We start from the raw sequence: 22,353 nt of genomic DNA, 5'->3' as shown, positions 1-22,353 counted from the left end.
TGTGACAGAGATTAAAAACTAACCTTTGTCTCTGTTGTGAAAGCAGTGTTAAATGAAACCTCTCCCTTATGGAGAGGTTTTTTATTCCTTGCTTTAAAAACAGCAAGAAAGGCAAGAAAAGTAAGAAAGGATATCGGATGCAAGGATGGCTAGTGATTCCCGTTTCTTTGGCGTATTTGGGAATCCTGTTTTTAATCGCTTGGTACGGTGACAAACAAAAGAGATGGTTAGCGCGTTGGCGACCATGGATCTACAGTTTGTCGATTGCGGTGTACTGTACGTCGTGGACCTTCTACGGCACGGTCGGACAGGCGAGCAACAATCCTTGGTCCTTCCTACCCATCTATATCGCGCCGATCATCGTATTTACCATCGGCTGGCGCGTCCTCGCTCGGCTGATCTTGATTGCCAAGCGCGAGCACATCACCTCCATTGCCGATTTCATTGCCGCCCGCTATGGTAAATCGCAAGGCTTGGCAGTAGTTGTCACCTTAATCGCGGTGGCAGGCATTCTTCCGTATATCGCTTTGCAGTTGCGCGGCATCACCATGGGATTGGAGATCATCGCGCCAGATTTAGCATCTGATCTCAGTTATCAAAACTACAGTGTGTCTTGGTTTGTGGTCGGGGCGATGGCGATCTTCACCATGCTGTTTGGTACGCGTCATATCGATAACACCGAACATCACCGCGGCATGATGATGGCGATTGCGTTTGAATCAGTGCTCAAGTTGGTGGCGTTTTTAGTGGTGGGCGTGTTTATTGTTTGGCTCGCGATGGATACCGAGAGCTTCCACCTCGCTGATATCGCTGCTGAAACCTATGAGTCCCCTAACATTCCGACCTTGCTGATTCATACCATTCTGACCATGTTGGCGATTGTCTGTTTGCCACGTCAATTCCATACCATGGTGGTTGAGAATGAACGCGCGCAAGACTTACACGTCGCGCGTTGGCTATTCCCACTGTATCTGATTCTGATGGGCATTTTCGTTCTGCCAATCGCGTGGGTAGGGCAAAGCCTGTTGAGTGGCAGTCCTGCCGATACGTACGTGATCAGTGTGCCGATGGCGGTGGGCGCGAATGACATCGCCTTGCTGGCATTTTTAGGTGGTACTTCTGCGGCAAGCGGCATGGTCATCGTCTCGACCATTGCCTTAGCGATCATGGTATCTAACGATTTGGTGATGCCGCTGATTCTGCGCCGGATGAAGTTATCAAAACGCAATCATCATCACTTCTCTACGTTGTTATTACGTATACGTCGCGGGCTTATTCTGCTTCTTTTGATTGGTGCGTGGGGCTTTTATCAGGCTTTAGATAGTATCCACTCACTCTCTGCGATAGGTTTTCTCTCGTTTGCAGCAATTACTCAGTTCGCTCCGTCTCTGCTTGGCGGTATGTACTGGCGTCAGGGCAACAAGAAAGGCGTGTATGTTGGTTTGCTGGTGGGGTTCACCATTTGGTTGATTACTTTAATGAGCCAAACCGACATGCTGGCGGGTGATGCAAGCAACAACTTGCTGATTTGGTTGATCACTCCGCCTGATTTATTGGCAGGCTTTGGTATTGCTGTTTCTGACTGGGGCATGATCCTCAGTGTAGTGGCAAATACCGCGTGTTTTGTCGCGGTATCACTAGCTACGCGCCCAAGCATAAGTGAACGCTTACAATCGGCGTCATTCGTTGGTACGCCGTTGCCTGAGAGTGAAAACATCAGCTTGTATCAGAGCCGTGTGACGGTCAGTGAACTGGAGATGTTAGCGTCACGATTTGTCGGACGCACGCGAGTGAAATCTGCTTTTCAAACCTATTGGAGTCAGCAACGCGAAGAGCTACTTCCCAATCAACAAGCTCCCTCTACCTTAATTCGACACACCGAGCGCGTACTTGCCGGTGTGTTTGGTGCCTCTTCAGCTAAGTTAGTACTTACTTCTGCTTTGCAGGGCAGAAACATGCAACTTGAGGAAGTGGCGACCATCGTTGATGAAGCCTCAGAGCTGTACGATTTCAGCCGTGGTTTATTGCAAGGTGCGATTGAACACATTGGGCAAGGCATCGCAGTGGTCGACAAGCAACTAAGGCTGGTGGCGTGGAACCAACGTTATCTGGAGTTATTTGTTTTCCCGCCGGGTTTGATTCAGGTCGGGCGTCCGATTGCGGATGTGATTCGTCATAATGCTGAGCAAGGTTTATGTGGTCCGGGTGACCCTGAAGACCACGTTCGTCGCCGCGTTTATCACCTTGAGCAAGGCACGCGACATACCTCTTCCCGTGTGCGTCCTGATGGTCGCGTAATTGAAGTGCAAGGTAACCCAATGCCAGGTGGTGGCTTCGTGATGAGCTTTACCGATATAACTGTATTCCGCGATGCGGAGCAAGCTCTGAAAGACGCTAATGAGACACTAGAAGAGCGCGTTCGTGCTCGTACTCGTGAATTGGAACAACTGAACAAACAACTGGTGGCAGCGACGCAACGCTCTGAGCATGAGTCACAATCCAAGTCGCGCTTCTTAGCCGCGGTAAGCCATGACTTGATGCAGCCGCTGAATGCCGCTCGTCTGTTTGCTTCTTCGTTGTCGGAAGTTGCCAAAGACAGTGAAACCCAAAAGCTGTCGACCCACATTGAGAGTGCATTAGGGGCGGCGGAAGATTTGATTGGCGACTTGCTGGATATTTCGCGTTTGGAATCGGGCAAGTTGGACGTCAATGTGCATGGCTTTGCGGTCAATGATGTATTAGCTAACTTGAATGCGGAATTTAGCGCACTAGCGAAACAACAAGGCATTGAGTTCACCATGATCCCATCGTCTTTGATGGTGAAGTCTGACCCGAAATTGCTGCGCCGTGTGGTACAGAACTTTCTTACCAATGCGTTCCGTTATAGCCCAAATGGCAAAGTGGCGCTCGGAGTGCGTCGTGTGCAAGGGCGAGTGCGTATTGATGTGTGGGATAACGGGATGGGTATCGAAGAAGAGAAGCAACAAGAGATCTTCGAAGAGTTTAATCGTGGTACTCAAGTGCGTTCTGACCAAGGTTTAGGGTTAGGCTTGGCTATTTCGAAAGGTATTGCTCAAGTACTAGGGCATGAAATCTCGATGCGTTCTTGGTTTGGTCAAGGCAGCGTATTCTCGATTACCTTAGATAAGGCAGAGAAGGTGCACATTCCGGCAGTCAGAGCTGTGAAGAGTGCACAATCCGATTTAAGTCATATTCGTGTACTGTGTGTCGATAATGAGCCAGACATTCTGGTTGGAATGGAAAATCTACTCTCACGCTGGGGCTGTGATATTCGCATTGCGACCGACATCGTTGAGAGTCTGAAAGCGATCGAAGACGATTGGCTGCCGGATGTGATTTTCTCCGATTATCGTTTAGACAATGGTCGAACAGGATTAGAAGTGTTGCAGCAATGCCGCTTGCGTCTGGGTAATCGCTTTGAAGGGGTGATCATCAGTGCCGATCGAACCGATGACATGATGGAAGGCATTAAAGCCAATGGGTTCAGTTTTATCGCCAAACCGGTGAAACCTTTGAAATTACGTTCGGTACTCAATCGAGTCGCCTAGAAAAAAAAGACCTCCGATTGGAGGTCTTTTGCTTTAAGGGGGTGATCGGTCGGTGGCTTATTCTGCAACGCCGCCTTGAGTCAGTTTGGTTGGATCGAGCAATCTTTCTAATGTGGCACGATCTAAGTCCGTTTCTTCTTCCGCTACATCAATGATAGCGCGACCTTGTTTGTAGGCTTTCTTCGCCACTTCCGCTGCTTTTAGGTAGCCAATCACAGGGTTAAGTGCGGTGACCAGAATTGGGTTCTTCGCCAGTGCAACATCAAGGTTGTCTTGGCGCACTTCAAACGTCGCAATGGCTTTGTCTGCCAAAGCAACGGCGCTGTTCGATAGCAGTTCAATGCTTTCTAATACATTGTGAGCTATCACTGGTAGCATCACGTTAAGTTGGAAGTTACCCGATTGACCTGCAACGGTAATGGTCGCGTCGTTCCCAATCACTTGTGCCGACGCCATGGCTGCTGCTTCTGGAATCACAGGGTTCACTTTGCCCGGCATGATAGAAGAGCCCGGTTGTAAGCCTTGCAGTTCGATTTCACCTAAGCCTGCTAGTGGACCTGAGTTCATCCAGCGAAGATCGTTTGCGATCTTCATGATCGCAACTGCTGCTGTTTTGAGCTGTCCCGATAGGGCGACGATCGCATCCTGACTGCTGAGATTGAAGAAGAAGTTTTTGCTTGAAGCAAACTCTATGCGCGTTGATTGCGTTAGGTTATCGGCAAAAAGATCGGCGAAGCGTGGATCGGCGTTGATCCCTGTACCCACCGCTGTTCCGCCTTGAGCTAACGCTTTCACTGCTGGCAGTGTTTGTTCGATGGCTTGTTTAGCGTGTTCGATTTGGAACTGCCAACCACCAAGCTCTTGAGCGAAGGTAATTGGCATCGCATCCATGAGGTGCGTACGACCTGTTTTCACTACATCTTTCAGAGCTTGCTGCTTAGTCTCTAGTGTTTCACTTAGGTGGGACAGTGCAGGCAGTAGCTGTTTTTCAATCGCAATTGCCGAGCTAACTTGAATCGCAGTAGGCACTACGTCGTTACTGCTTTGACCCATGTTGACGTGATCATTTGGATTGACCGTTCCGCCTAGGTGCTCAGATGCCAATGTTGCAATCACTTCGTTGGCATTCATGTTGGAACTGGTGCCCGAGCCAGTTTGGAATACATCGATAGGGAATTGATCGATGTGTTTACCATCAATGATGGCTTGCGCGGCATCAGCGATGGCATTGGCAATATCACCTTCTAGCAGGCCAAGTTGAGCATTGGTAAGCGCTGCGGTTTGTTTGATGTGAGCGAGTGCTTGAATAAACCCTGTCGGCATGGTGTGTTTGCTGAAAGCAAAGTTATCGACAGCGCGTTGAGTTTGGGCTTGATACAAAGCGTTCGCAGGGACTTTGACTTCGCCCATGCTGTCCGCTTCGATACGGAATTCCGTGGTCATGGTAGGTTCCTTTTGTTTAATCGAGTGGCGTCTGTATCAGACGTAATTGTTGTTGTAATGAGAGAAATTTCACATCGCCATCCTCAAACTGGTAGTAGTAGCGTTTGAGACAAAGTAGCGGAGTGTGAATGGAATCGAGGCAGACTCGGCGGAAGATGCGACTACGAGTAGGGTCTTGAATCGCGTCGAGTAGATGGAAGTAGACTTGGCGCAAATACAGCTCGCACAGCAACAGGTTTTCGTGCTCTGCATCGTGATCGTAGATGGACGACAGCACCATACCCCAATGGATGTAATCATGGATCACATCGGGTTCGAAGCCGCTTGGCGCATACACATGAAGGAATCGGTCTTGCGCTTTAAAAAAGGCGTTGTAGATGGCTTGGCTGCTGTCCATAGTTACCTCGATACTTAAGATAATGATAATTATTATCAATTAATTGTCGATTAGCAACCACAGCTTTTTTGAGGAAATAACACAACAAAAAAAGCCGATACTCGGACTCAGTATCGGCTGAAGTGGGAGAGCTCAATCCCTACAATTAAGCTCGGTATTCTTTCGCGAGATAAGGTCGGCTCAAATGCGTCTTCAAGCCTTATGGAGCAGGTAAGTTATTTGTCCGTAAACAGGGTTTCGTATTTCACAAACGCCGTTTGCGTTTCACCGTAATAGAGCGTGCCATCAGATTGAATCGCAACACGTAACCAACTTTCTGCTGAAGCTGGCTTAGGTAAAGTGATGGTCCAGTTTTGTCCGGCTTGATCCGCTGGTTTCATGTCAATTGGCTGTGCGTTTTGCTCTTGGCTATCCACGACTGAAAGCTTCACTCCTTCCAGTGGATAAGCCGCGTGTAAAGATAGCTCTAGGCTATCTTGAGTCAGCTTTTCTGAGCGAAACTTCACTTTAAAGTCGCCATTCTCCATATCACACAAGCCACTGGTATAACGGCAATTCGACTTGCTGGCCAGTTTGTAGCTTTCCCCTTCTTTAGCGGCATGAGGTTTCTCACTCAGAGCCATGTCTGTACCGAAATAAGCGATTAAAGACAGAATTGGGGCGATCAACAGAGCGATAATAAAGTGCTTGTTTTTGAACATGTTGGCTTCCTTGCTACAACTTCATAAGGTTAAATTAACCTAATCTAGCGAATAAAAAAGCCCCAAGCGGGGCTTTTGTGGTTTGCGTTATATTTTAGTGGTCTACCGCACCGCCAGCGCCTGCTGGTACACGTACGTGCTCGACTAGGTCTTTTACTTCTTGTGGTGTTTCTGCCGTTACTTTCGATACTGCAAATGCCACGACGAAGTTGAACACAGCACCAATTGCACCAAATGCGTTTGGTTCGATGCCTAGGAACCAGTTCTGACCCCAGCTTTGTAGGTACGCCCAGTCAGCAACAAATAGGATGCCTTTGTGCTGGAATACGTAGAATAGCGTGATACTGATACCTGCAATCATACCTGCGATTGCGCCTTCTTTGTTGATGCTCTTACTGAAGATACCCATCATCAACGCAGGGAAGATGGAGGATGCCGCCAGACCGAAGGCGAGCGCTACCGTACCGGCTGCAAACCCGGGCGGATTCAAGCCTAAGTAACCGGCGACTGCGATGGCGACTGCCATGGAGATTCGACTCGCGAGCAGCTCTTTCTTCTCGGATATGTTTGGATTTATCACACCTTTGATTAAGTCATGGGATATTGCGGACGAAATCGCCAGTAGTAGACCTGCAGCCGTCGATAGTGCTGCCGCCAGACCACCAGCTGCGACAAGTGCGATAACCCAGTTAGGTAGCTTAGCAATCTCTGGGTTTGCTAGTACCATGATGTCACGGTCAACTTTCAGCTCATTCGTTGCTGGGTTTGATGTGTACTCAATCAGACCGTCGCCGTTCTTATCATCAAAGCCTAGTAGACCTGTTTTCTCCCAGTTTTTGAACCAGTCAGGGCGCTCATCATAAGCAAGGTGCTGACCCGGAGCTGGGTTAACGGTATCCATTAGGTTTAGACGCGCCATTGCTGATACTGCAGGTGCTGTTGTGTAAAGGATAGCGATGAAAACTAGTGCCCAACCTGCTGATGTACGTGCATCACGAACCTTAGGTACGGTAAAGAAACGGATGATTACGTGTGGCAGACCCGCCGTACCGATCATCAATGACATGGTGTACACAAACATGTTTAGTGTGTCGCCACGGACTTGGGTGGTGTATTCACTAAAGCCGAGCTCGGTGACCACTTGGTCGAGCCTATCGAGTAGATAAACATCGGTGCCTTGTATGGTACTACCTAAGCCGATCTGTGGTAGTGGGTTACCTGTTAGTTGCAGAGAGATAAAGATTGCAGGAATAGTGTAAGCAAGAATGAGTACGCAATATTGAGCAATCTGCGTGTAGGTAATGCCTTTCATGCCACCCATTACGGCGTACATGAATACGATACACATACCGATCAGTAGACCTGTCGAGTAATCCACTTCTAGGAAACGACCGAACGCCACGCCCACGCCTTTCATCTGACCGATAACGTAAGTCACCGATGCGATGATAAGACACACAACCGCTACGATACGCGCTGCGTTGGAGTAGAAACGCTCACCTACGAATTCTGGCACGGTAAACTTGCCGAACTTACGTAGGTATGGTGCAAGCAGAAGTGCCAGCAGTACGTAACCGCCTGTCCAGCCCATTAGGAATACCGAACCGCCATAACCCATGAAGGCAATCAAGCCTGCCATTGAGATGAACGATGCTGCTGACATCCAGTCTGCTGCGGTTGCCATGCCGTTAGCGATAGGGTTTACACCGCCGCCTGCTACATAGAATTCTTTGGTTGAGCCCGCACGAGCCCAAATCGCAATACCGATGTAGAGGACGAACGTCGCGCCAACCACCAGATAGGTAATAGTTTTCAAATCCATCTGAGTTACTCCTTACTCATCTACGCCGAATTCACGGTCGATTTGGCGCATCTTCCACGCGTAGTAGAAAATAATACCTAGGAAGGCATAGATGGAGCCTTGTTGAGCAAACCAGAATCCTAGTTTGTATCCACCTAATTGAAATTGATTAAGTACGTCGACAAATAAAATGCCGCAGCCGAAAGACACTACGAACCAGATGACCATCAGGGTAATCATGAGCTTCACGTTCTTGTCCCAGTAGGCTTTGGCTCTTTCTTCGCTTTCAAATGCCATTGCCGTCTCCTTACGATTGGTATTGTTGTTAAAAAAATGTTTCAACATGTACATTAGCAAGGCACTGGCAAGAACTCTTTTCAACTTTAGTCGGGACGCTAAAAAGCAAAAACGCCCGTTTTTAGGGCGTTTGAGAGAAGGTGGGAATAAAAGTGTGATGTTAATTTGATGTTAAATTAGCCAAAGGTCTAAGAGTTTTATCAATTAACATAGAAATCTTTTATACCAAGCAGCAAATTATTCAGTGCAACAGCAGCAAGGATAAGCCCCATTACGCGGCTGATGATGGCTGCGCCTACGTTACCAATCACTTTTTGAATCGTGTTTGCACCTAGTAACAAGAATAAGGTCACCAGAAGTACCGCAATCATGACGCCTGCGGTCATTGCTTGGTCGACAAAAGAGTATCGGTTGTTATCGGTGAGCATAACGATGGCCATCATGGCACCCGGCGACGCAATCGAAGGAATCGCAAGAGGGTAAACGGCTAAGTCAGCGAGATCGGAGTGGCTGACTTCTTCGCCCAGTTTTTGTTCTTGTTCTGGCTTGCTCTCACCAAAGATCATCGACAATGCAAACAGCAATAACACTAAGCCACCAGCGGCTTGGAACGCGGGTAATGGGATTTGCATTGCTTCCAGTAATAACTGACCGGCAATAAGAAAGAACAGCAACACACCCATCGAAATGGCAATGGCTTTCAACGCGACGAGACGACGCTGTTTTGCCGTGAGGTGTTGAGTTTGTGATAGATATACGGGTACTGAACCAATCGGGTCGATGACGGCCCAGAGTACGACGAATTGAGTGACGAGAATACTTAGCAAAGTATGACCTCCCAGAGTTAGCGGTTTAACAGAGGGATGAAAAGGCTGTGTGTGACAGCCTTTTTATTTTAACGTCTGTTGTTCTTTTGGCGTCATATAAATGTGAATTAGATATATTTACTAACACATTACTGCTCGGGTTCCATTTGCTGCAGTAGGATGACGGCTTGAGTACGGTTCTTCACGCCCAGTTTGCGGAAAATTGCCGTCATGTGGGCTTTGATGGTGGCCTCGGAGACATTGAGCTCGTAAGCGATTTGCTTGTTGAGTAAGCCGTCGGAAAGCATACCCAACACTTTGTATTGCTGAGGGGTAAGTGCGGCAATTTTCTCTGCCAAGTCATTACAGGCTGCGTTATTGGTGATCAAGCCTTCCGGGAAGTATGGGTCGCCATTGAGCACTTGGTTGAGGGCATTGACCAGCTCGCGCATGTCGCTCGATTTTGGAATAAATCCGAACGCACCGTGGCTCTTCACTTGTGTGACCACACTAGGCTCTTCACTGGCAGACACCACTACCACAGGAAGATCTGGGTATTCAGCACGAAGGTGAATCAAGCCCGACATGCCATTGGCGCCCGGCATCTTGAGATCTAACAACACCAAATCTGGCTCTTCTTCTTTTTCCAGCAACGCGAGTAGAGCGTCCAGCGTATCCGCTTCGAGAAGGTTAGCACCACTCACAGCCATGTGTACCGATTGGAACAAGGCATTGCGGAACAGCGGGTGATCATCAGCGATGATAATGGTGTAGGTCGAATCCATGACGTTAAACACTTTTGACTATTTCGTTAATGGAATTATTGTCCACCTTTAAGAATGTGGACAATATTTATCCGCTAAAAGTCTGAACTAAATCGACTTTTATTAGAAAAATTGCATATAAACGCAACTTTCTCAGTTTTATTGAGACAACAAAAAACGCCAGTGAATAATCACTGGCGTTTGAATGATTCATCATCAGAATCGGTTGATGTGCTCTAAGAAAGGCTCGGCTTGCATAAAGCCCGTCAAACGAGCGTTTGAAACATGTTCGCCATTGGCATCCCAGAACTCAATCGTTGGTAAACCCAGTACATTCATATGTTTAAGCAGCTCGATGTCTTGCACTTGGTTCTTAGTTACGTCCGCTTGCAGAAGAACGAAGTCTTGCAGTTTGGCTTCGACGCTTGGGTCATGGAAGGTGTACTTCTCGAACTCTTTACACGCCACACACCAGTCGGCGTAGAAATCTAGCATCACTGGTTTGCCGGCTTGTTTCGCCTGAGCAAGTGCAGCCTCAAGCTCTGCCACGTTAGCAATACGAGTAAAGCTCACTGTTGCTTGCTGAGTTTGTGTAGTGGTATTACCGCCAAACCAGTAGTTCAATGCTGGTTGAGCAGAAGCAAACAAACCAAGCACAGCAATGATGCCTACTGCGCTTTGCTTCCAACCGCCAAACTCTAAGCTGTTTTTGATGTGGTATAGCCAACCAAAAGCCGCGATACCCAGTGCTGACCACAATGCCGTTGCCCACATTTCTGGCATGATGCGCTCAAGTAGGAAGATAGGTGCAGCCAGTAGAATGAAGCCGAATAGGGTCTTCACGCGATCCATCCAACCTCCTGCTTTTGGCAGAAGTTTGTTGCCGAATACTGCAACAAGAATGAGTGGAATACCCATACCCATCGCTAGTGCGTAAAGTGCGATACCACCCGTCAGCAAGTCACCGCTTTGTGCCACGTAAAGTAGCGCACCAGAAAGAGGCGCCGTGGTACATGGTGAGCACACCAGTCCAGAAATCGCACCCATCGCGAATACGCCAGCACTGCTGCCGCCTTGTTGTTTGTTGCTGAGGTTGTTTAACCACGTTTGCACGCTACTTGGCAGTTGCAGGTTATAAACGCCAAACATAGACAATGCGAGTGTTACGAACAGCACACTCAAACCAATCAACACATAAGGGTGTTGCATCGCCGCTTGGAACTGCATGCCAGCAGACGCGACTACAAGGCCGAGTAGGGTGTAAGTCAGCGCCATGCCTTGTACGTAGACAAACGACAAGCCTAGCGCGCGGCGTTGGCTCAGTTTGCCACTGCCAAGCACGATGCTGGTCAAAATTGGGTACATAGGTAGCACACATGGTGTAAACGCCAAGCCCACACCAAGCGCCAAGAACAGAAGCGGCGTCCACCAGTTATCAGCTAGGTTTGCGGCAAGACTATCTTGCTGTGTTACTGGAGCCGATGGTGTGTCGCCAGACGTAGATGATTGCGCCGCTGGTGGCGTTACCGTTGGTGCTTGCTCTGCTTTTGGTGTTGTCGTCGCCGGTGTTGGATCTGAGTTCGATGAAGTAAACGCGCTGATAGGAATCACGCGAGTTTCTGGTGGGTAACAGAAGCCTGCTTTCGCACAGCCTTGGTATTGCACTACCACGCGCGCACCGTCTTGCCAATCATGCATTGGTACGTTGACGAACAAAGGCTGAGTGTAGATATGCACGTCACCAAAGAATTCATCTTTATGCGGCGTTCCGTCTTCCATTTGCAGTTCGCCTAGCGATACTTTCTCACCCGCTACCGATAGGCGTTCTTGATACAGGTAATAACCATCGCGTACTTGCCAGTCCAGCATCAGTTTGCCGTCTTGTTGGTAGTAGTTGAATGGGAAAGCCTGATCGACAGACACAAAGGTATCGTTGCTGCTGCCAAAGGTGTTTTGGGTGTCTTTGCCAAACAGCGCAAAAGAAGGCGCAGAAAAGGTAATAAGCCCTAAGAGTAAGACGGAAAATAATGCACGCATAAAAGGATCAATTCATCTTAGATAGTTGCCGTTAGTGTAACTCAATCAGACCTGCTGGCTAGCCAATAAGTTTCATGGAAGTGAAGATTTGTTAAGCGCTATCCAATGCGACAGGCAATAAAAAAGGGAGCCGAAGCTCCCCGAGTAAGACTCTGTTTCTACTAGATCAGTAGACCACCGAATGCGAAGCCAAGTGCTACCGCTGAAGCGATGGTAGCCACACCTGGTACGAAGAATGGGTGGTTGAATACGTACTTACCGATACGAGTTGAACCCGTGTCGTCCATCTCAACCGCTGCTAGAAGCGTTGGGTAAGTAGGCAGTACGAATAGCGCACTTACTGCTGCGAAAGACGCAACTGCGGTAAGTGGTGCCACACCGATTGCTAGTGCTGCAGGCATAAGCGCAACGGTAGTTGCACCTTGCGAGTAAAGCAGCATTGAAGCGAAGAATAGAACAAGTGCTAGCATCCATGGGTAGTCTGCTAGTAGCGCACCAGCCACTTCTTTGATGCCGTCAACGTGCGCGTTCACGAACGTAGAACCTAGCCATGCTACACCAAGAACACACACACACGCTGTCATACCAGAGCGGAATGTCGCTGCTGCTGGGATTTTGCCAGCGTCGATTTTACAGCTCATTACGATAGCTGCCGCAGCTGCGAGCATTACTGTCATGATTGCTTCGTTACGACCTAGAGCAGGGTTCTCGATAAGGCCAACAGAGCCAGAGATTGCTGCTGCGTAACACACTACGAATGCGATAGCGCCTAGGAAGATGAAGGTTGCTTTCTTCGCTGTTGGCAGGATTTCGCGCTTAGATTCTGTGTTTAGCTTGATCAGGCCTTTTGCTAGACGGTCTTGGTATTCAGGATCGTCTTTAAGCTCGCTACCCATGAAGTTCGCTACGAATGCACCGATCATACAAGCGATGAACGTTGTTGGGATACAGATTGCTAGTAGCGTTAGGTAGTCAACACCAAATGGGTGAAGCATTGCTGCGAATGCTACAACAGCCGCAGAGATTGGCGACGCTGTGATAGCAATTTGCGATGCTACTACCGCGATAGACAGTGGACGAGAAGGACGAACACCTTGGCCTTTCGCTACTTCTGCAATAACAGGAAGAGTAGAGAATGCCGTGTGACCTGTACCCGCAAGTAGTGTCATTAGGAATGTCACGATAGGTGCGTAAAAGGTGATGCGTTCGGGATGTTTACGCAAAAAGTCTTCCGCAACCTGAACCATCCAGTCCAAACCACCCGCTACCTGCATTGCAGCGATAGCAGTAATTACAGACATGATGATCAGGATTACATCGACAGGGATGAAAGACTGGCTTGTCGGGACACCTAGGATTAAAGACAATGCAATTACCCCTGCACCACCGGCAAAACCAATGCCGATACCACCGATTCTTGCCCCCAAATAAATGAAGAGCAGAACCACGAAGAGTTCGACCATTACCATATTGATACCTCTTTTAGTTTTTAATGATTCTGATTTTTTGAGCACTCAGGAACAGGAGTAAGTGTTCAGAAAATCAGAACCCGAGCGGCTTACGGCAATAAAAAGCGCATAAAAATTGTGGTTAACCGTATTCGAGCCTAAAAAAGGGCCCCGTTAGGGACCCCTTTCACATGCGATTACTCGTAGCGTTTCGCTTTATAAGTCGGATGCATGAAGTTTTCAACCGATAAGATGTCATCTAGCTCTTCTTCAGTTAATAAACCGCGTTCTAGAACTACATCACGTACACTCTTACCTGTTTCTGCACAGATCTTACCAACGATATCGCCTTCGTGGTGGCCGATGTATGGGTTTAGGTAAGTTACGATACCGATAGAGTTGTAAACGTAGTTTTCGCAAACTTCTTTGTTCACAGTGATGCCATCGATACATTTATCGCGTAGGTTCACACATGCGTTGTGAAGTAGAGAGATAGACTCAAACACGCTTTGTGCGATAACAGGTTCCATTACGTTTAGCTGTAGCTGACCGCCTTCTGCTGCGAAAGAAACCGTGTTGTCGTTACCTAGAACTTTGAAGCAAACTTGGTTTACTACTTCTGGGATAACTGGGTTTACTTTAGCTGGCATAATTGAAGAGCCTGCTTGCATTTCTGGTAGGTTCAGTTCGTTAAGACCTGCACGTGGACCAGAAGAAAGTAGACGAAGGTCGTTACAGATCTTCGATAGTTTCACTGCTAGACGTTTCAGCGCACCGTGCGTCATTACGTAAGCACCACAGTCAGAAGTCGCTTCGATCAGGTCTTCTGCTGGTACCACTTCTAGCCCCGTTACTTCTGCTAGATGTTTTACTGCTAGCGCTTGGTAACCTGTTGGTGCGTTTAGACCAGTACCGATTGCTGTTGCACCTAGGTTGATTTCTAGTAGTAGCTTAGACGTGTAATCTAGAGCACGAATTTCTTCGTTTAGTGTTACAGCCCATGCGTGGAACTCTTGACCCACAGTCATAGGAACCGCATCTTGCAGCTGAGTACGACCCATCTTCAAGATGTCTTTGAATTCTTGTGCTTTAAGCTCGAATGCGCCTTTAAGGTATTCGATCGCTTCCATCAACTGATGAACACTGTTGTAAACCGCGATACGGAAACCCGTTGGGTACGCACAGTTTGTTGATTGGCTCTTGTTTACGTGATCGTTCGGGTTGATGAACTCATATTGGCCTTTTTCCTTGCCCATCAGTTCAAGTGCAACGTTCGCGATAACTTCGTTAGTGTTCATGTTCACTGACGTGCCTGCACCGCCTTGGAATACGTCTGAAGGGAACTGATCCATGCACTTACCTGTTTCAAGGATCAAATCACACGCTTCTAGGATGTAGTTAGCAACGTCTTTTGGAATTGCGCCTAGCTCTTTGTTTGCTAGTGCAGCGGCTTTCTTAGTCATTACCATGCCACGTACAAATTCAGGTACGTCAGAGATGGTAGTGCTTGAAATGTTGAAGTTTTCGATAGCGCGAAGTGTGTGGATGCCGTAGTAAGCATCGGCAGGGACATGACGTTGGCCTAATAGATCTTCTTCAATACGAGTGGCTTGGTTTGCTGTCTTTGGAGCATCAGATAGTGTAGCCATAACAGGATCCTTAGATAATAATTCTGATATTTAAGTTATTTATTAGCCATTTCTGCAATCTAGAATCCATTCATCAGAGTTTTTGGCTGGAAAAACCGTCCTGACTTATGTGGCACATCATACTGCACCTAGCGCATAAAAATAGTAAGTGGATCACCTTTTTCGCTTTTGATGCGTCAATATTTTGCAAAGTATGAACGGGATATTAATAACCCTTTATGGGTAGGCGATTTTCCTCGACAAACATGGATATTAAGAGTCCGAAAATAGCACTTTTCAACGACCAATTTTTGTATATGCACCTTTATTCAAAGGGCGTTTTTGGCACAACGCATTCTCCCTAGTATGAACACGCTTTTTTACAACGATTCGTTTGAGCTTAGTAGGCTTTTGCCATTACACTGAAATCAACAAAGGAGGGCATGTGTTTCCTATCTTATTATTGGCGTTTATTTTCGTCCCGATCATCGAAATCGGCCTATTTATTCAGGTGGGAGGCTTCTTAGGTCTCTGGCCTACGATTGCTTTAGTATTGATTACTGCATTTGTTGGTGCGTCTTTGGTGCGTAGCCAAGGCATCCAGACATTGATGTCAGTGCAAGGGCGCTTAGAGCAAGGTGAGCTCCCGGCTCAACAGATTTTTGAAGGTGTGATGCTGGCAGTTGCAGGCGTATTGCTGTTAACACCAGGTTTCATGACTGACGCATTGGGTATGTTGGTGTTGTTGCCAGCACCGCGAGCGGCAATTGCCAAATACCTAATGAGCAAGATGGTGGTGAAGACTATGAACGGTGGCGGCTTCCAAAGTGGCTTCTCAAATCAAGGTCCATTTGAGCAAGACCCATTCCGTCGTGACCCATTTGATTCTCAATCGGATAATGGCAACACCTTCGAAGGTGAATATGAGCGTAAAGACGACAATGATCGTAACAAGCTCAACTGATTCAATCGGTAAGTAAGAAAAGCAAAAGGGCGCATTCAGCGCCCTTTTTAGTATCTGTCATTTGCAGTGCTTACAACGCGCCTTCAAAGCCCATTTGACGCCACGCTTCAAACGCAATGATAGCCACGGCGTTTGATAGGTTCAGGCTGCGCGCATCCGGCATCATCGGAATACGAATACGTTGTTCCATTGGCAGGCTATCAATCACGTCTGCAGGTAGACCGCGTGTTTCTGGACCAAACATCAAAACATCGCCTTCTTGGTATTTTGCATCCACATGATGACCTGTGGTCTTTGTCGTACATGCAAACAGGCGGTAGTTGCCTTGTTTCTCTTTCTCTAAGTATTCCAAGAATGCTTGATAATTTTTATGACGCGTTACGCGAGCCAAATCGTGGTAATCCAAACCTGCGCGGCGGACTTTCTTCTCTTCTAGATCGAAACCCAGTGGCTCAATCAGGTGGAGATTCGCACCACAGTTAGCACACAGGCGAATGATGTTGCCGGTGTTCGGCGCGATTTCTGGTTCGTATAGAGCGATATCAAACATGGTATTGAATTAGATTGGTCAAAACAGGCGAGCAGTATATACCCAAGTCACCATGAGAAGCGAGATTCAACACAATGACGGGTTATAGAAGAGGGCAACCACTTCATTGTGTTGCCCTCATTTAGATAGATTAACTCAGAGCGCGAGTGTAGCTCTCTTCCACTGCGCGCCAGTTGACCACATTCCACCATGCGTCGATGTATTCAGGACGACGGTTTTGGTAGCTGATGTAGTAAGCGTGCTCCCACACATCCAATGCTAGAACGGGTTCGCCTTGTACTGCGGCAACGTCCATCAGAGGATTGTCTTGGTTGCTGGTGGAGGTAATGTGAATCTCACCATTTTTTACGACTAGCCAAGCAAAGCCAGAACCGAAGGTATTGATAGCCGCTTGGGCAAATTCGTCTTTGAATTTTTCAAAGTCACCAAACTTCTCGTTGATGGCCTCTGCAAGAGCACCTTGAGGTTCACCGCCACCATCTGGTGACATGCAGTTCCAGTAAATGATGTGATTGTAGTAACCGCCGCCATTGTTACGGATAGCTGGGCTGTGTTGAGAAATGCAAGCGAAGATGTCATCGAGGCTTTGGGTCTCGAGAGCGCTGCCTTTTGCGGCAGCCATGAATTTATCGTAATAGGTTTTGTGGTGTTTGCTGTAGTGAACTTCCATGGTTTTCGCATCGATGTAAGGCTCTAACGCATCGTAGCTGTACGGAAGCTCTGGGAAAATGTGCGACATTGTAAATCCTCCTTAATGGAGGATTTACTTTAATGTTAATGAAAATCATTATCAACTTTGATCTTTGTGGGGTTATTTTGCCTCACTGATCAACGGCAGGGTAATGGTAACGCGTAAACCACCCAACGGGCTGCGACTTGCGATAATCGAACCACTGTGCTGACGAATCGCACTTTCGGTGATGGTTAAGCCTAACCCGGTACCACCAGAATGGCGGTCGCGCGCGGTCGACACTCGATAGAACGGACGGAAAATCGCTTCCAATTCTTCTTCTGGTACGCCTTCGCCGTTGTCATCCACCACAATGCGTAGCGTATCGAATGAATCCTGAATGTTGATTTTCACTTCGTCTTTGCCGTAGTAAATCGCGTTGCGGATGATGTTCTCTACCGCACTCATCAACAGTTTTGGGTTACCTGAGATACTGCGCTCTGGCACAGCAGAGTAGCTAAGTGTTTTCCCCATCTGTTCCGCTTCGAACTGTGCGTCTTTAATGATCTCTTCCCATAAGCTAGCAATCGGCTGGCTTTCACGCGTCATGTGGCTGTTCACTTGCATGCGTGACAACTCAAGCAGCTCGGCAATCATCTGTTCTAAGCGCTGGGCTTCGGTATCAATACGAGTCAGCTCTGGGCTTTCACCTTGCTTACGCGTCGCCAATGCACTTGCCATGCGCAGACGAGTGAGGGGAGAGCGCAGCTCGTGAGAAATATCCGAGAGTAAACGCTGCTGACCAGAAATCATTTGATTCACCGCCTCAACCATTTGGTTAAAGCTAGTACCTGCTTGGCGAAACTCCGTGGTGCCTTTTTCCAGATTAGGGTCGATGACAAACTCACCTTTGGCAACGCGCTGTGCCGCGGTTTCCAGTCGTCGAGCTGGTTGGCTCAATGCCCATGCTAGCCACAGTAGTAGCGGTGTACTCACCAACATGACGGCGAGCAGCAATTGCAATGGATGATCGAACAGGCGCAACATGATCGGCGGCGGTTCATTCCATTTAAAACCCACATACATCAGTAAGTCAGAGTTGGCGATTTTGATCGGCACTGGGCCTGCGATCATGTAGCGGCCGTAGAGTTTTTGTTTCGGCTGCGACTGATCTTCAATGCTAGTGACAAAGTTTTGCAGCGCACGCAGTTTGAAGTCTTTGTGGCTCGATGTGGTTAACACATTGCCTTCGTGATCAGAAAAGAAGATACGCGGACGCGGATCATGCTTGCTGCGTCGCTGACCTTCGATGCTGAACAAAATCTTGCCGAGGTTATCTTGTTTGCGATACTTCTTCTCAATGCCGTCGCGTATGTCAATCATACGCTGATAGTGGTCTTGCGGGATGTCGCGTGCTTTTCGTGGGTCAAGGTGTGGCAATGACAGCACCGCCATCAGAACCAAGAACATAGTGAACCAAAAGATGGCAAAGATGCGTCCATACAAGCTGTTTATCTTCGGCAGTTTGAAGCGTGGTGCTCGCATTAATCCTCCTCAATCAACATGTAGCCGCGCCCTCGTAGGGTTTTAATGCGTGGCTTACCGTTGCTTTGGTCTGGCAATTTTTTACGTAGGTTGGAGACGTGCATATCGATCGCGCGGTCAAAGGCTGCAAGGCGCTTACCAAGCACATCAAGACTGAGGGTTTCTTTCGTCAGCACTTGTCCTGGGTTCTGCACAAAGTGCGTTAACAGCGCAAATTCGGTCGTGGTTAAATCCAGTAGGGCTTCTTCACAGTACGCTTCTTGTTTGCCTGGATAGAGTTTGATTTCTCGATACTCAATGCAATCGCTGTTCTTGGTGTTCTTTTGGGTACTAGTGGTGCGGCGTAAGATAGCTCGAATACGCGCTAACAGTTCACGGTCGCTAAAAGGCTTTGGTAGGTAATCATCCGCGCCAAGCTCTAGGCCAATCACGCGATCGATCTCCTCACCTTTAGCGGTGAGCATCAATACTGGTGTCTCCCAGTTTTCGCGCAGGCGTTTTAGGGTCTCCATTCCATTGAGTTTTGGCATCATGACGTCAAGCAGTACAAGATCGATCTCACTGTTAATCGCCAATAAGCCTGCTTCACCATCATTGGCTTCACTGACTTCGTACCCTTCAAAGCTCAGCACTTCTTTAAGTAGGCTGGTTAGCTCTGTGTCGTCATCAATCAAAAGAATGTTCGCCATTTGAATACCTATTTATCATCGTGGTTGCTTTAATATTACATGGTAATGACGAGGAGGAATGAGTGTAAAAATCACTCTTTACGATTCTTTACGGTCTCTATACGTCGCTTTACCTAGTAGGTCGTATTCTACACTCAAGCGCTGTGAGAACAGCTCAGAAGAATCACTAACCTGTGTAAGGAATCTCATTATGAAAACTGCAAAGAAATTAGTACTAGCGGCTGTTGTTCTACCTCTAACTCTAGGTACAGCGAGTGCATTCGCATTCGGCGGTAAAGACCACAAAGGTCATCGCGGTGAGTGTGGTATGGGTATGGACCGCGGCATCATGCGTCAACTAGACCTAACTGATGCACAAAAAGACCAGCTAAAAGAAATGCGTGAAGCGAACAAAGCAGAAATGAAAGCGAAATTCGCCGACGGTCACGAAGCTCGCATGGCAGAGCGTCAAGCACACCACGACAAAGTACAAGCGCTACTATTGGCGGATAACTTCGACGAAGCAGCAGCAAACGACCTAGCGAAAGAAATGGTTGAGAAGCAAACTGAGCGTCGCGTTAAGATGATGGAGAAAAAGCACCAAATGCTGAGTGTTCTGACTCCTGAGCAAAAAACAAAATTTGTTGAGCTACAAAAAGAGCGTCAACAAAAGTGTGGCGAAAAAATGCAAAAACGCATGGAAAAGCACCACAACAGCTAATCGCTGAAAGATAAAGTAAGAGAGGTAGCCAGAGTGCTGCCTCTTTTTGATCTTGGCGATTTCATACTCATTAAACCATTCTCAAGGTATACTCAAAGCACGGTTTGAGTTAACTATTTGATTATGAAACAGCAATACGCACGTTTAGTGACGATGGCAGCTTGGACGGCAACCATCGTGGCGACGCTTCTTTTGATTGTCAAAGTCATCACTTGGTGGGTGACGGGTTCCGTCAGCTTACTTGCCTCTTTAATTGACTCCATGTTGGATATTGCCGCATCGGTAGTGAACCTTATTGTGGTGCGCTACTCCCTGCAACCGGCTGACAGAGAACACACTTTTGGGCACGGCAAAGCCGAATCTTTGGCCGCGTTGGCACAAGCGATGTTTATCTCCGGTTCTGCGGTATTTTTGATCCTAAACGGTATCGACCGTTTCTTCCGTCCACATGAATTGAATGCTCCTGAACTGGGTGTGTACGTCTCTCTATTTGCTATGGTCGTGACCTTTGGACTTGTGATGTTCCAAAAACATGTCGTGCGAGTGACAGGCAGTCAGGCGATTGCCGCTGACTCATTGCATTACCAAACAGACCTGTATATGAATGGTGCCATTATGGTGGCACTAGGTTTGAGCTACTTTGGTGTCACCCAAGCCGATGCGGTGTTTGCGATTGGTATTGGTATCTTTATTTTGTACAGCGCGTTCAAAATGGTCAGCGAAGCGATTCAGACATTGCTTGATAGAAAACTACCAGATGAAGAGCTAGAGCAAATTCGCCAAGAGTGTTTGAAGGTTGAAGGTGTGTTGGGTGTGCATCAACTTCGCACTCGCATGTCTGGGCCAACGCGTTTTATTCAATTGCATTTAGAGTTGGATGATAACTTGCGTTTGATCGAAGCCCACCACATTGCTGACAAAGTGGAAGATAATCTACTTGAGTTGTTCCCAGAAGCGGATGTGTTGATCCACCAGGATCCGTTGTCGGTGGTGTTCGGCCCAGAGAAAGAGCAAAAAGCCCAAGATTGGTAGCGGTCGAAAAATCAGACCAAGCGTGACGACAAATAGGCGCTTATTGACTATCTTTCCATCACTACTTGCTAAGAATCGTGATCCTGATGTGAATCAACGAAGTTGCAAAGAGAAACTGTAATACTCTTACATAAGTAGAAAAGTTACATAAAAAAGTGTGTTTTCATTGGTATTCCTGTAGAGGAAATGTAACATAACGCACAGTTCTGGATTATGCAGGTTGCTTGGTAACAAGGGGCCTAAAAGAAAATTAAATAAATTGATTGCCAAAGATCGAGGGTGAGCATGATTAAGAAGATCGGTGTTTTAACAAGTGGCGGTGACGCACCTGGTATGAACGCTGCAGTACGCGGCGTAGTTCGTACAGCACTATCTGAGGGATTGGAAGTTTACGGTGTTTACGATGGCTACCTAGGTCTTTACGAAGACCGCATCGAAAAGCTAGATCGTTCTAGCGTTTCTGATGTGATCAACAAGGGTGGTACATTCCTAGGCTCTGCACGTTTCCCTGAATTCAAGGAAGTGGCAGTACGCGAACAAGCGATTGAGAACCTTAAAAAGCACGGTATCGATGCACTAGTTGTTATCGGTGGTGACGGTTCTTACATGGGTGCTAAGAAACTGACTGAAATGGGTTACCCATGTATCGGTCTACCAGGCACAATCGATAACGACATCGCGGGTACTGATTACACAATCGGTTACCTAACTGCACTAAACACAGTTATTGATGCAATCGACCGTCTACGTGACACGTCTTCTTCTCACCAGCGTATTTCTATCGTAGAAATCATGGGTCGTCACTGTGGTGACCTAACTCTGATGTCTGCAATCGCAGGTGGCTGTGAGTACATCATCACTCCAGAAACTGGTCTAGATAAAGAGAAGCTAATCAGCAACATCCAAGATGGCATCTCTAAAGGTAAAAAACACGCAATCATCGCGCTAACTGAGCTGATGATGGATGCAAACGAACTAGCGAAAGAGATCGAAGCGGCAACTGGTCGTGAAACTCGCGCAACGGTTCTTGGTCACATCCAACGTGGTGGTCGTCCAACAGCATTCGACCGTGTTCTAGCATCTCGCATGGGTAACTACGCTGTTCACCTACTAATGGAAGGCCACGGCGGCCGTTGTGTTGGTATCGTGAAAGAGCAACTGGTTCACCACGACATCATCGATGCAATCGAGAACATGAAGCGTCCAGTACGCAACGACCTATACCAAGTTGCTGAAGAGCTATTCTAAGCCTGCTTGATAAAGTCAAAATCTAAAAAACCGCGGTTATCCGCGGTTTTTTATTATCTGAAAT

At 47.6% G+C, this 22,353-nt stretch carries 19 protein-coding genes; 5 read left to right on the top strand and 14 right to left on the bottom strand.

Annotated elements, in window-relative coordinates; all coding sequences use genetic code 11:
* The first annotated feature begins 137 nt into the window (after window positions 1-137).
* Window positions 138-3,569: a hybrid sensor histidine kinase/response regulator gene (locus H735_RS27385; RefSeq protein WP_020194818.1), complete on the top strand. Its 3,432-nt coding sequence runs from the start codon at window positions 138-140 to the stop codon at window positions 3,567-3,569.
* A 57-nt stretch (window positions 3,570-3,626) separates the two neighbouring features.
* Here the strand turns inward: H735_RS27385 and H735_RS27380 are convergent, their stop codons facing one another.
* The 10 genes from H735_RS27380 to aspA all read right to left on the bottom strand — a co-directional run bounded on the left by H735_RS27380 (window position 3,627) and on the right by aspA (window position 14,912).
* Window positions 3,627-5,012, bottom strand: coding sequence for a class II fumarate hydratase (locus tag H735_RS27380; RefSeq protein WP_020194819.1), 1,386 nt, complete (start codon window positions 5,010-5,012; stop codon window positions 3,627-3,629).
* Window positions 5,013-5,028: 16 nt separating this feature from the next.
* Window positions 5,029-5,409, bottom strand: coding sequence for a hypothetical protein (locus tag H735_RS27375; protein WP_005440416.1), 381 nt, complete (start codon window positions 5,407-5,409; stop codon window positions 5,029-5,031).
* Between the two features lie 215 nt (window positions 5,410-5,624).
* Window positions 5,625-6,110, bottom strand: a complete 486-nt coding sequence (locus H735_RS27370; RefSeq protein ID WP_020194820.1) for a hypothetical protein — start codon at window positions 6,108-6,110, stop codon at window positions 5,625-5,627.
* Window positions 6,111-6,204: 94 nt separating this feature from the next.
* The gene (locus H735_RS27365; RefSeq protein WP_020194821.1) at window positions 6,205-7,932 is read right to left on the bottom strand and encodes a sodium:solute symporter family protein; all 1,728 of its coding nucleotides are present in this window, start codon (window positions 7,930-7,932) and stop codon (window positions 6,205-6,207) included.
* Window positions 7,933-7,944: 12 nt separating this feature from the next.
* On the bottom strand, window positions 7,945-8,208 hold the full coding sequence (locus tag H735_RS27360; RefSeq protein ID WP_005448273.1) for a DUF4212 domain-containing protein: 264 nt from the start codon (window positions 8,206-8,208) through the stop codon (window positions 7,945-7,947).
* Between the two features lie 200 nt (window positions 8,209-8,408).
* Window positions 8,409-9,035 (bottom strand): MarC family protein, encoded by a 627-nt coding sequence (locus H735_RS27355; protein WP_005448274.1) that lies wholly within the window; start codon window positions 9,033-9,035, stop codon window positions 8,409-8,411.
* Window positions 9,036-9,163: 128 nt separating this feature from the next.
* Window positions 9,164-9,799 (bottom strand): response regulator, encoded by a 636-nt coding sequence (locus H735_RS27350; protein ID WP_005440424.1) that lies wholly within the window; start codon window positions 9,797-9,799, stop codon window positions 9,164-9,166.
* A gap of 195 nt (window positions 9,800-9,994) precedes the next feature.
* Complete coding sequence (locus H735_RS27345; RefSeq protein WP_020194822.1) at window positions 9,995-11,815, bottom strand: protein-disulfide reductase DsbD; 1,821 nt, start codon at window positions 11,813-11,815, stop codon at window positions 9,995-9,997.
* 161 nt (window positions 11,816-11,976) lie between these two features.
* The gene (locus H735_RS27340; protein WP_005440434.1) at window positions 11,977-13,284 is read right to left on the bottom strand and encodes an anaerobic C4-dicarboxylate transporter; all 1,308 of its coding nucleotides are present in this window, start codon (window positions 13,282-13,284) and stop codon (window positions 11,977-11,979) included.
* Window positions 13,285-13,460: 176 nt separating this feature from the next.
* The gene (aspA, locus tag H735_RS27335) at window positions 13,461-14,912 is read right to left on the bottom strand and encodes an aspartate ammonia-lyase (RefSeq protein ID WP_009707864.1); all 1,452 of its coding nucleotides are present in this window, start codon (window positions 14,910-14,912) and stop codon (window positions 13,461-13,463) included.
* 424 nt (window positions 14,913-15,336) lie between these two features.
* On the opposite strand from aspA, the gene H735_RS27330 reads away from it, so the two are divergent.
* Window positions 15,337-15,855 (top strand): FxsA family protein, encoded by a 519-nt coding sequence (locus tag H735_RS27330; RefSeq protein WP_020194823.1) that lies wholly within the window; start codon window positions 15,337-15,339, stop codon window positions 15,853-15,855.
* A 70-nt stretch (window positions 15,856-15,925) separates the two neighbouring features.
* Here the strand turns inward: H735_RS27330 and trmL are convergent, their stop codons facing one another.
* From trmL to H735_RS27310, 4 genes are all read right to left on the bottom strand, one after another.
* Window positions 15,926-16,405, bottom strand: a complete 480-nt coding sequence (gene trmL, locus H735_RS27325) for a tRNA (uridine(34)/cytosine(34)/5-carboxymethylaminomethyluridine(34)-2'-O)-methyltransferase TrmL (protein ID WP_009698900.1) — start codon at window positions 16,403-16,405, stop codon at window positions 15,926-15,928.
* Between the two features lie 130 nt (window positions 16,406-16,535).
* Window positions 16,536-17,144 (bottom strand): superoxide dismutase, encoded by a 609-nt coding sequence (locus H735_RS27320; RefSeq protein WP_020194824.1) that lies wholly within the window; start codon window positions 17,142-17,144, stop codon window positions 16,536-16,538.
* A gap of 72 nt (window positions 17,145-17,216) precedes the next feature.
* On the bottom strand, window positions 17,217-18,620 hold the full coding sequence (cpxA, locus tag H735_RS27315; RefSeq protein ID WP_020194825.1) for an envelope stress sensor histidine kinase CpxA: 1,404 nt from the start codon (window positions 18,618-18,620) through the stop codon (window positions 17,217-17,219).
* Entirely contained in the window at window positions 18,620-19,309 is a 690-nt protein-coding gene (locus tag H735_RS27310) for a response regulator (RefSeq protein ID WP_020194826.1), read from the bottom strand. The genes cpxA and H735_RS27310 overlap by 1 nt, the downstream gene beginning before the upstream one ends.
* A gap of 190 nt (window positions 19,310-19,499) precedes the next feature.
* Between H735_RS27310 and H735_RS27305 the strand changes: the two genes are divergently transcribed.
* The 3 genes from H735_RS27305 to pfkA all read left to right on the top strand — a co-directional run bounded on the left by H735_RS27305 (window position 19,500) and on the right by pfkA (window position 22,289).
* On the top strand, window positions 19,500-20,009 hold the full coding sequence (locus H735_RS27305; RefSeq protein WP_005440450.1) for a CpxP family protein: 510 nt from the start codon (window positions 19,500-19,502) through the stop codon (window positions 20,007-20,009).
* Between the two features lie 123 nt (window positions 20,010-20,132).
* Window positions 20,133-21,041 (top strand): CDF family cation-efflux transporter FieF, encoded by a 909-nt coding sequence (fieF, locus tag H735_RS27300; protein ID WP_009707859.1) that lies wholly within the window; start codon window positions 20,133-20,135, stop codon window positions 21,039-21,041.
* Between the two features lie 285 nt (window positions 21,042-21,326).
* The gene (gene pfkA, locus H735_RS27295; RefSeq protein WP_009707858.1) at window positions 21,327-22,289 is read left to right on the top strand and encodes a 6-phosphofructokinase; all 963 of its coding nucleotides are present in this window, start codon (window positions 21,327-21,329) and stop codon (window positions 22,287-22,289) included.
* The last annotated feature ends 64 nt before the right edge of the window (window positions 22,290-22,353 follow it).

Origin of the sequence: Vibrio owensii CAIM 1854 = LMG 25443 (assembly GCF_000817815.1) — a bacterium.
Taxonomy (GTDB): Bacteria; Pseudomonadota; Gammaproteobacteria; order Enterobacterales; family Vibrionaceae; genus Vibrio; species Vibrio owensii.
Note: the sequence above shows the minus strand (reverse complement) of the source record. Positions and strands in the feature narration are given on the sequence as shown.